Origin of the sequence: Pediococcus stilesii (genome assembly GCF_001437075.1) — a bacterium.
Classification (GTDB): domain Bacteria; phylum Bacillota; class Bacilli; order Lactobacillales; family Lactobacillaceae; genus Pediococcus; species Pediococcus stilesii.
On sequence record NZ_JQBX01000030.1, the window covers coordinates 1 to 9,217 of the forward strand.

The following is a 9,217-nucleotide window of genomic DNA, read 5'->3' on the forward strand; positions in this document are numbered from 1 at the left end:
CTTTAACTTCTGGGGTACAGGTCATAGCTATAGTTCCATTTATATGGCCAAGCCAAGTCCATCATGGTGTAACTTTAAAAAATCAAATTTTTCTAATAATAGTAGGCTGTATCTGCTTAGTAGTTTATGGAGTCATTTTAAAAAGTTATTTCAAAAAAAATGATAGTAAAGTAGTCGTAAATCAATGGTTACAGCGACATCGAATCTGGGTATTTACATTTTTAATTTTGATATACATTTCCAGTGTATTTATTTCAATGAAATTGAGCAAGGTGAGTGCTAATCAAGCCAGATTAAATAATATTCAAATGAATGCGCCATGGACGGCGTTTATTAGCTTGGGACTTGCGGCGCCGATTTTCGAAGAATTACTTTTTAGAAAAATGTTTTTTGGAATGTTTTTTAAAAGTTTGGAGAAACAGTCAACTCTTATTATGGGAGTTTTACTATCCAGTAGTTTATTTGCATTGGCGCATAATCCGGCGTTTGAACTTACGACAATTCCGTACTTTTTAGCCGGTATAATTCTTTCGCTGTTATACGCAACCACCGGTAAACTCCGATACAGTATTATAATTCATGCAATCAATAATATTATTGGCTTAATTTAGAGTGCCGATGATTTAAAAAGTATATTAAAAGTCTCCTTCAATATTGAAGTTAATTTCAGTATCGGGAGACTTTTGTGTAGGGATAATTCACGTGAACTTTAGTTACATATGCTGAGGACAAAATGGACTATAATACTGTCAAAAGGTTTTTATGGCAGAAGCGCGGAGGCGAAAGTATGGCAATCAAAAAGTATTTCGAAATATTCAGTCCCAAAAGAGAAAAGTTAGGTCTAGACTACATTTTTAACGTTAAGGCGAAACAATTCGATCGTGCAGATTTAGAAAAAACGCTTAAAGAAATTGGCGTGTATTTACGAGCGTATGGTGAAACGGGGTACCGGTTTAATTCGAAACTAGCACCAGAAAAAATCATCGATTACGTGATAGACCATACAAATTTAAAACGTGATGAAATAGATATCATTAATACAATTGCGATGCATTCGCTACGAATTTAATGATGTATACCAGAGTGAACAGTGAAGTAACACCATTAGTGCAAATTATTACCTTTTATTGTCCTAATTTTCTATACTGTATATGAAATGTACAAAATGGTGTTTATTCCTGGGAGGTATTTTATGGCTAAAAAGATTGGAATTATCGTCGGAAGTTTACGTAAAGATTCATTCAATAAAATTATTGCAGAGACATTTGAAGGGCTTTTGCCGGATGGGTACGAAGTAGTTTGGATTGAGATCGGTGATTTACCATTATACAACGAAGATTTGGATCACGATGATGTGCCAGCTGCATGGCAAAGACTACGTGATACTGCTAAAACAGTTGACGGAGTGATGTTCTTCACTCCTGAGTATAATCGTTCGGTTCCAGCTGCAATTAAAAATGCAATTGATGTCGGCTCAAGACCAATGGGACAAAATGTTTGGGGTGGCAAGCCAGCTGTAGTTGTAACAGCGTCTCCAGGTGCAATTGGTGGATTTGGCGCAAATCATCATCTTCGTCAATCGTTAACATTTGTGGATATGCCAACCCTTCAGCAACCAGAAGCGTATATTGGTAACATTCCGCAACACATGGATGGTAACCATTTTGACGAACCAACAACCGGCTTTTTCGAAATCATTTTAAATGCGTATCTTAAGTTCTTAAATCGTTTTGTTGACTAGATGGTGATTGACTATATTAAACGCTTTTTGATATAGTAGTCGTGAATAAGATCTAGAGATAAATAAGGGGTTTTTATGAGCGCGGTAAGTATCTAATTGTAAGTTGAATATCCAAATGAACGATGGTTTATTTGGTGTGCTTATTAAGTGATACCTATCGATTAATATGAGATATTAATTTTGAGCGATAGTCGTATGACGATCGCTTTTTTATGTTCCTTTAGATTTTATTCAGGTGGGTATCTCTTGGAAGGAAAAAGAGATAGTGAATCAAGAAACTTTACAAAAATTACAATTTGACCGAATCATTAACGATATTAGCAAACGCGTGATTGGAGAACATACAAAAGAACGGTTAAGGCAGATGAAGATTGCGACTTCAATCGACATTGTGAAAGTAAGACAGCAAGAAACGAGCGAAGCACGATTGATTGTTGATAGTGGGCAGCACGTTCCATTTATGGGTCTGATTCAAATTAACCGGCTGATGATACAAGTTGAAAAAGGTATCATACTAGCGCCAGATGAATTGATTGAGTTTGCTGATTTTTTAAGAAGCAATCGAATGATTCAGAATTTTTTTGAAAAAAATAAATTTCAAGCGCCGTTGTTGTCTAAATACGGACAGGCGTTGCCAAATTTTCTGACTGTTGAGGATAACATTTACGAAAAAATTCAAAAGAACCAGGTTGCTGATTCTGCTTCTAAAAAGCTACGCCGCTTTCGCCAAAAATTAAAAGAAGTTGAAGCTGAAATTGAAGTTAAATTGCAAAAGTTTTTACGAAACTCCAGTAATCAAACAATGATCCAAGAGCGATTGATCGTTCAAAAAGAGGGACGCTTAACAGTTCCAATCAAGTCTTCATTTAAAAATAAGATTGATGGTGCTGTTATTGATCAGTCGCGAAATGGCCAAACGGTTTTCGTAGAGCCCCAAATGGTCAATCGCCTAAATGAACAAATTGAAAATTTAAAATATCAAATTGAAGCTGAAGAGTATCAAGTATTGGCTGAACTAACGGGTTCTTTGAGCGAACAAGCGGTAAGTATAAAAAATAGTATTGATGCAATTACAATGATGGATCTTATTTTTGCTAGAGCTAAGTATGGGCGTGAATACGACGGCATCACGCCGCGAGTCAACAAAGATGAGCAAATTAATATCATTAAGGGGCGACATCCATTTTTAGGGAAAAAGGCCGTTCCGCTGAACTTCAATTTAGGAAAAGATTATCGGGGATTAGTAATCACCGGGGCGAACGCGGGTGGAAAGACGGTCGTGTTAAAAACTGTAGGATTACTGACTTTGATGATGATGTTTGGATTGCAGATTCCAGCAGATAGCGAAAGCGAGTTAGCCGTTTTTGACGATATTTTTGTCGATATGGGTGACCAACAAAATTTGGATAATGCATTAAGTACATTTTCTGGTCATATGCAAAATATAGCTTCAATTCTAAGAAAAGTTAATCGAAATACCCTTATTTTGTTAGATGAGATTGGAAGCGGAACAGAGCCTAATGAGGGAGCTGGGCTGGCGATTGCGATCATGGAAAGTTTATATCAAAAAGGTGGCCTACTTGTTGCAACCACGCATTATGGTGAAATAAAGAATTTTGCTAAACAACACGAAGACTTTATGCCAGCCTTGATGAAATTCGATCAAAAGACATTAACACCCAAATATCAGCTTCAAATCGGCCAATCGGGTGACAGTCAGGCACTGTGGATTGCAAGGAAGATGAAAATGTCAAAGGCTTTAATTCAAACGGCCTCTAAATATATTGATACTAAAAACTATGCAAACAAGAAAACGATTTTTAGTCATCAAGAGGGACTTGAGAATGATAAATTAACTTCAAATGAAGTTCAATATCAAAAGGGTGATCGAGTCCAGTTAACATTTAATGGAAAGACGGGATTAGTATTTGAAGATGATGGTCAAAGTAGGGTTCAAGTTTACGTTGATCGAAATATTCAAAGTATTATTCGCCGACGAATTAAGTTAGTTAATTCTGCAACGGAGTTGTATCCAAATGGTTATGACTTAGATCAGTTATTTAGTGACTTTCACGAGCGAAAGGAAATTAGAGATTTAGAGCGAGGATCTAAAATCGCACAAAAAAAATTAGATCAATCTGCCAGAGAACGGCGCAACAAAAAAGGTAATTTTTAACTAAGGAATAAAAATCAGTAAACAAATCCGCATGAGATTTGTTTACTGATTTTTTTGATTTAAAGCATGGTTGAACGCTTTTTTAGTATTTTAGAAAGCTCCCGAGATTTTCTAAACGAAATTTCGGCGGTACTTTTATTGCTAAAGATGATTAAATGCTTTTTTTGATCGTACTGAGTAATGTTGTCTAGATTAATTAGAAAACTACGATCACTACGAAAAAGCATGGGATAATGTTTCTCAATCGCGCTTAGGTTGCCTGGGAATTCGTCTTGCCGGCTGTTGGCCATCACTAGATGAACGTGACCAGGAGTTGATTTAGACGTGTACAGATACATGACCTCTTGCATTGGAATCGAAAAAAAGTAGTTGCCAATGCTGTAATTAAATATATCGGGACGCTGATACTTGGTCAGTTGCAACTGATGATAGGTTAGTAAAATGTCATCGATAATTTGATTTTTTAGTTCAAGAGGATTTGGTCTTTTTAGGATGTAGTCTAAAGGCGCAATTTTGTGTTCCAAGGTTAAAAAAGCGAGTTCGGCATGAGAAGTAATGAATACTATTTTGGCCATTGGAATCAAACGCCTAATTTCTGATGCAATTTGCAACCCAGATTGGACATCACCCTCAATTTCCATATCGATAAAAAACAAACCTTGGTTAGTGTCTTTTAAGTGAGCACGAAATAAATCGAGTGAACCCGTTGCACAGACAGTTTTCATTTTAATTTCATTAATCATGATTGTATTTTCAACGGTTTTCAAATAGTTGGCTCGAGCGTTTTCGTTGCCTTCCAAAATAAATACAGGGAACATCTAACTTTCCTCCAAATAATAAATAAAAGCTTGAAAAGAGTTTTAAAAATTAGGTTTATTGGTGACCAAGCATTAAACATTTGATGTTTACAACTAGGAATTTATACCGATTTGGGTGGCCCAAGCTGGTACGACTCCTGATTAGGAATTTTTGACCTCAATGTTAGGTGACTGTAAAATCAAGCGAAAATAGTTGATAGCCATTAGATATACCAATTATGATAATTCAAGTAAATATTATAAACGTTAATGATTCTCATATAAACAGTTTGTTGAAAAATATAACGTTAATCATGAAAAAGTTAACGTTTAAATGGGAAATCTAATTTTTGAAAGGTTTTTACTATAATTAAAGAGGGGGAAAAAGAATGAATAAAAAGCAGACAGAGCTATTTCAACTAATTCAAAACGCAACCTTGGATTTTGAAGTTCAAAAAGATCCTAAACTGATAGAACTTTTAGAGGGTTTCATGAAAGATTTGCAAAGAGGAATCGGACCTAGAATGGTTAGTGTCAAACTTAGTAACGCCATTTCCTGCTATTTGGTACTACATCACTTTAAAGCTCCAAACGCACTTAAGGTATTGTTTTCAAGAATTGAGGAAAAAATTAAGAGCCGTGAAGTAATGACATCATCGTACGTGCTTGAAGCTAGTCGACGATCTAAAAGTTAATAAGTTAAGTGAAGTTTATGAAAAATGTAACGAATGAGGAATCTGCCATTTTCGGAAGTCAGTGAACTTGTTCAATGCGATTAAAGAATCAGATACTAAATTGATAGTGTTTAATCGGGTAATTATGTGTTAAAAAGTATAGACCAATTAACGTTTATTCGACCAAAATGTACGTTTATAGAAAAAATAAAGTATTCGGCCAAACTAGGTTCATAATATGCGTGTGAAATCGAACTTATTTCACAAACTAAAGAGGGAATGAGGGAAAGTTATGAAGATGAGTGAATACCGTAAAGCGACGGACTTATTGAATTCACTGAAGTTAGCATTTATCTATAAAAATGGCGATGGTCAAGGGGTTGGCGATATTTCTTTAATTTTAGATAAGGCGCTTGTTCGAGTGGCGAAGAGATCGACGGCACCGAAATCGATAGCTTTAGAAACATTCCAAAAGGTAAGTATGCTTTGTATGACTCATAATATGATGTTGAATCCTAGACAAACGCTAGTTCTACAGCAACTGTATGACTTTTCATGCTCCAAAGGATCTTTCGGTAAGATCGATGATAGTAAGGTTATTCAATTGTGGGAGAGCGCAATAGTACGGTGAGTTAAGGCTAATGATGGTCTGATTAAAATAAGGGTAATAGGAGTTGGAGCAAATAATTTGCTTCCAGCTCCTTTCTTATCTTTGGAGTTGTGTTTCAATGCTAAAGCTGAAATATGCAAGATTAACTACCTATTCATCGTGTTTTTTTCCGTGTAAAACATGGTTGGCATGTTCAAGTGTTTCGTTAACAATGTCTAAAATATGGGGATCATCTAGTTCGTAATAGATTGACTTTCCGTCACGCTTGGCCGAAACTAACTGATATTTTCGAAGTTCAGAAAGGTGATGCGAAATTAAAGATTGATCTAAATTCAAGAGCTCGACAATATCTGAAACGCGTAAACTTTTCTGCGATAAGATATGCAGAATTTGTAAACGAACGGGATTTTTTAATAGACTGAGAATTTTTTGAGTTTCTAAGAGCATTTTTTGATCAATTAATTTAATATTTTTAGAGTTCATATTAACTTCCTTTCATATGAATATGTTATCATATAAGTATTAAAGATGGCAGGAGGAAAATCTTATGTTAACAGATATCGTAACCGGTATAACCGCTTATATATCAACTAGTATAGACTATTTGATCGTTTTGATGGTTATTTTTGCGACTGTAAGTAAAAATAATCGTATTCTAGTATACCTAGGGGACATTCTAGGAACTATTGTGTTAGTGGCAGCAAGTTTAATAGTTGCATTTGTCCTAAAGGCCGTTCCAAGCGGATGGATGCTCGGATTACTAGGATTGATCCCGGTCGGAATGGGAATCAAATTGCTAATTGCCGGCCAATCGGATGACGGTGACGTAATCGAACGACAAATTACAAACAAACGAGGCGTTATTTTGAACGTTGCCTTTATTACAATTGCTACATGTGGTGCCGACAACATCGGAATTTACGTGCCCTTGTTCACCCAAATGAACGTTTCAAGCATCATTACGGTACTATTTACATTTGCGGTAATGCTAACAATTTTTGCGCTCATTGGATATCTACTAGTGAAACTACCACTGGTTGCTAAAATCTTTGACCGCTGGGGCGGATTAGTAACGGCGATCGTTTATATCGGACTGGGCGGTTATATTCTACTAGAAAGTGGAACCATCCAACATTTCATTCAAATATAATCTTTTTTCGATTAAAAGAAGATTTTGAAAACTAAAATTGTAACAAATAAAGTAAACTCCTAATGTCGGACTAATAATCTGCCGTTAGGAGTTTTAATTTGGCCATTTATTAGAATTTTAGCGTATATTTATCGTTCAAACCGTTGAGTATTTGAAACAAAAAGATTACCATGAGAAGTGTAGAGGATTGGTAAACTTATCATTACAACGGAGGACATTTTTATGAATAAGAAAAGAATCGCCGGTGCAGCGTTAGCGAGTGCATTATTGTTTGCACCATTATCAGTACAAACGGTAACTGCAATGGCGGATAGTTTTTATACTAACCAAACAAACGCGGAACGTGCGGATATTACTAATTGGGTGGCTAATACCACGCAAGAAATTAGTAATAATATTAGCTCGCAACATATTGACACAAACAATCTGCACGGCGATAAATATGTTATTCAATGGGGAGATACTTTATCTGGGATTTCTTCGGCGACCGGAATTTCTGTCGCAAAATTAGCGTATGACAACCATATCCAAAATATTGATTTGATTTACGCTGGTGATATTCTGATCTTAAATCGTGACGGTGAAGTGCCAACTAGCTGGCACTATTATGGTGCAGGCGTGTTTGTGGCCAAAACAAAGGTAACGATTAATAACTTTATTGATAATAGCCAAACGACGGTTAACATCAACGTCTCACCAGTTGAAAAGGAGTCAAGTTCATCTAGCCACTCATCAAGTAGTGATGGTACGAAAGATGATCCAAACTCGGACTTTGTCGCTAATGATACCAAGAGTTCAAAAGCAGCCGATTCAAAGTCAGATGATAAGACAGCAAAATCAAACGATAAAAAGGCAGCTTCCGAAACTAGCGAAATGGACGAAAGTGAATTTTCCGATGCAGTTAAAGACGAAGTGAGCGATGGATTAGATCTCGATAGCGACAAATTAAACATCGACTTCACGGCAAAGGACGATGCTAATAGTGGTTCGGAAGAAGAATCTAGTTCAGAAGAAGTTAATACTGACGAAGATTCAAGTTCTAGTTCAGAAACGAAGGATGTTTATAGCAGTGATCAAAGTGTATCAACTGGTAGCGATAAGTTCACAGAAAAGAATGCAAAGGCGTTAGCCGATAAAATTGTCAAACAACTAAAAGAAGACGATAAAGCTGGTGACATTGAAAAAGCTGATGAAGTTGAATTAACAATTACAGCGGACGGCGACGACTTTAAGTTCAATGTTACTTTAACAACCGAAAATGATTCCGATCAAGACTCAGATTCGAACTCCGAAGATTCCGATAGCAGTTCGTCAGATGAAGAAAGTGATTCTGAATCAAGTTCTGAAGATACAAATGACGATGAATCAAGCAGCGAATCCGAATCTGATCAAGATACTGCGGAGGATCAGGATAGTTCATCAACTGAAAATGCTAGTTCAGACGAGAATAGTAATGATCAAGCTAATACAAATAGCGCCACCGAAACAGATAGTGAAGAATAATTAGTCGAGGAGAATGATTGGACCAATGAATAAAAAAAGATGGACAATTTTAGGAATAATCGTACTAGTCATCGTAGCTATTGGCGGTGGAGTATATTGGAACATGAGCCATTCAGTGGCCAAAAAGGTCCCAGGGAACACGTATCTTTATCAGAGTGCTTCAAAAGATAAATCACTCTATGTTACTTTCGCCAAAAGTGGAAGCCAGGTGGTAGTTAATTCTGATAAAAATACAGCAATGAATGCTGGAAAGAGTCAAGCAGCATTCGATAAAGAATACAAGGCTCAATCAAAACAAGCATCTTGGAATTATAAAGCCGAAGGTGGAACATTGACACTGGCCGAAGAAACGAGCGACGGGAAGGTTTCCCAATGGCAATATAACGGAATCTTAGCCACAAACAGTAAATTTACAGCGCACGGCTTTACGTACCAAATTGCCAAAGCTGGTCAAGGACAGGTTAAGAGTAAGACAGTTTTCGAAAAGATTAGTTAAAACTAAATAATCATATAGATTGAGTTAATTTCAATCAAGTATTAAAGGCTGTCCGTCAATTGGTGTGATG

General features: G+C 36.3%; 11 protein-coding genes. 9 read left to right on the forward strand and 2 right to left on the reverse strand.

All coding sequences use genetic code 11. The features are described from left to right. The 4 genes from IV81_RS09570 to IV81_RS08865 all read left to right on the forward strand — a co-directional run. The coding region (locus IV81_RS09570) for a CPBP family intramembrane glutamic endopeptidase (RefSeq protein ID WP_236696862.1) at positions 1-611 on the forward strand (611 nt) is incomplete at its 5' end. 176 nt (positions 612-787) lie between these two features. Beyond that, positions 788-1,069, forward strand: coding sequence for a hypothetical protein (locus IV81_RS08855; protein ID WP_057804320.1), 282 nt, complete (start codon positions 788-790; stop codon positions 1,067-1,069). Between the two features lie 123 nt (positions 1,070-1,192). Continuing rightward, positions 1,193-1,741: an NADPH-dependent FMN reductase gene (locus tag IV81_RS08860; RefSeq protein WP_057804322.1), complete on the forward strand. Its 549-nt coding sequence runs from the start codon at positions 1,193-1,195 to the stop codon at positions 1,739-1,741. 265 nt (positions 1,742-2,006) lie between these two features. Beyond that, entirely contained in the window at positions 2,007-3,917 is a 1,911-nt protein-coding gene (locus tag IV81_RS08865; RefSeq protein ID WP_201780925.1) for an endonuclease MutS2, read from the forward strand. Between the two features lie 59 nt (positions 3,918-3,976). Here IV81_RS08865 and IV81_RS08870 read toward each other — a convergent pair whose 3' ends face one another. Beyond that, entirely contained in the window at positions 3,977-4,735 is a 759-nt protein-coding gene (locus IV81_RS08870) for a response regulator transcription factor (protein ID WP_057804324.1), read from the reverse strand. 368 nt (positions 4,736-5,103) lie between these two features. Here IV81_RS08870 and IV81_RS08875 point away from each other — a divergent pair, with 368 nt between their 5' ends. Beyond that, positions 5,104-5,409, forward strand: coding sequence for a bacteriocin immunity protein (locus IV81_RS08875; RefSeq protein ID WP_057804326.1), 306 nt, complete (start codon positions 5,104-5,106; stop codon positions 5,407-5,409). 271 nt (positions 5,410-5,680) lie between these two features. Then, the gene (locus IV81_RS08880) at positions 5,681-6,019 is read left to right on the forward strand and encodes a hypothetical protein (RefSeq protein WP_057804328.1); all 339 of its coding nucleotides are present in this window, start codon (positions 5,681-5,683) and stop codon (positions 6,017-6,019) included. A 129-nt stretch (positions 6,020-6,148) separates the two neighbouring features. Here the strand turns inward: IV81_RS08880 and IV81_RS08885 are convergent, their stop codons facing one another. Continuing rightward, positions 6,149-6,481 carry an ArsR/SmtB family transcription factor gene (locus IV81_RS08885; RefSeq protein ID WP_057804330.1) on the reverse strand — a complete coding sequence of 111 codons (333 nt, stop codon included), beginning with the start codon at positions 6,479-6,481 and terminating at the stop codon, positions 6,149-6,151. A 64-nt stretch (positions 6,482-6,545) separates the two neighbouring features. On the opposite strand from IV81_RS08885, the gene IV81_RS08890 reads away from it, so the two are divergent. The 3 genes from IV81_RS08890 (at position 6,546) to IV81_RS08900 (ending at position 9,147) form a co-directional block, all read left to right on the forward strand. Next, the gene (locus IV81_RS08890) at positions 6,546-7,148 is read left to right on the forward strand and encodes a cadmium resistance transporter (RefSeq protein WP_057804332.1); all 603 of its coding nucleotides are present in this window, start codon (positions 6,546-6,548) and stop codon (positions 7,146-7,148) included. A 222-nt stretch (positions 7,149-7,370) separates the two neighbouring features. Beyond that, positions 7,371-8,651, forward strand: coding sequence for a LysM peptidoglycan-binding domain-containing protein (locus IV81_RS08895; RefSeq protein WP_057804334.1), 1,281 nt, complete (start codon positions 7,371-7,373; stop codon positions 8,649-8,651). A 25-nt stretch (positions 8,652-8,676) separates the two neighbouring features. Next, positions 8,677-9,147 (forward strand): hypothetical protein, encoded by a 471-nt coding sequence (locus IV81_RS08900; protein WP_057804339.1) that lies wholly within the window; start codon positions 8,677-8,679, stop codon positions 9,145-9,147. The last annotated feature ends 70 nt before the right edge of the window (positions 9,148-9,217 follow it).

Bases quoted from the DNA above. Each gene is read 5' to 3' on its own strand.
- IV81_RS08855 (WP_057804320.1), top strand. From the start codon at position 788: ATGGCAATCAAAAAGTATTTCGAAATATTCAGTCCCAAAAGAGAAAAG.
- IV81_RS08860 (WP_057804322.1), top strand. From the start codon at position 1,193: ATGGCTAAAAAGATTGGAATTATCGTCGGAAGTTTACGTAAAGATTCA.
- IV81_RS08870 (WP_057804324.1), bottom strand. From the start codon at position 4,735: ATGTTCCCTGTATTTATTTTGGAAGGCAACGAAAACGCTCGAGCCAAC.
- IV81_RS08875 (WP_057804326.1), top strand. From the start codon at position 5,104: ATGAATAAAAAGCAGACAGAGCTATTTCAACTAATTCAAAACGCAACC.
- IV81_RS08880 (WP_057804328.1), top strand. From the start codon at position 5,681: ATGAAGATGAGTGAATACCGTAAAGCGACGGACTTATTGAATTCACTG.
- IV81_RS08885 (WP_057804330.1), bottom strand. From the start codon at position 6,481: ATGAACTCTAAAAATATTAAATTAATTGATCAAAAAATGCTCTTAGAA.
- IV81_RS08890 (WP_057804332.1), top strand. From the start codon at position 6,546: ATGTTAACAGATATCGTAACCGGTATAACCGCTTATATATCAACTAGT.
- IV81_RS08895 (WP_057804334.1), top strand. From the start codon at position 7,371: ATGAATAAGAAAAGAATCGCCGGTGCAGCGTTAGCGAGTGCATTATTG.
- IV81_RS08900 (WP_057804339.1), top strand. From the start codon at position 8,677: ATGAATAAAAAAAGATGGACAATTTTAGGAATAATCGTACTAGTCATC.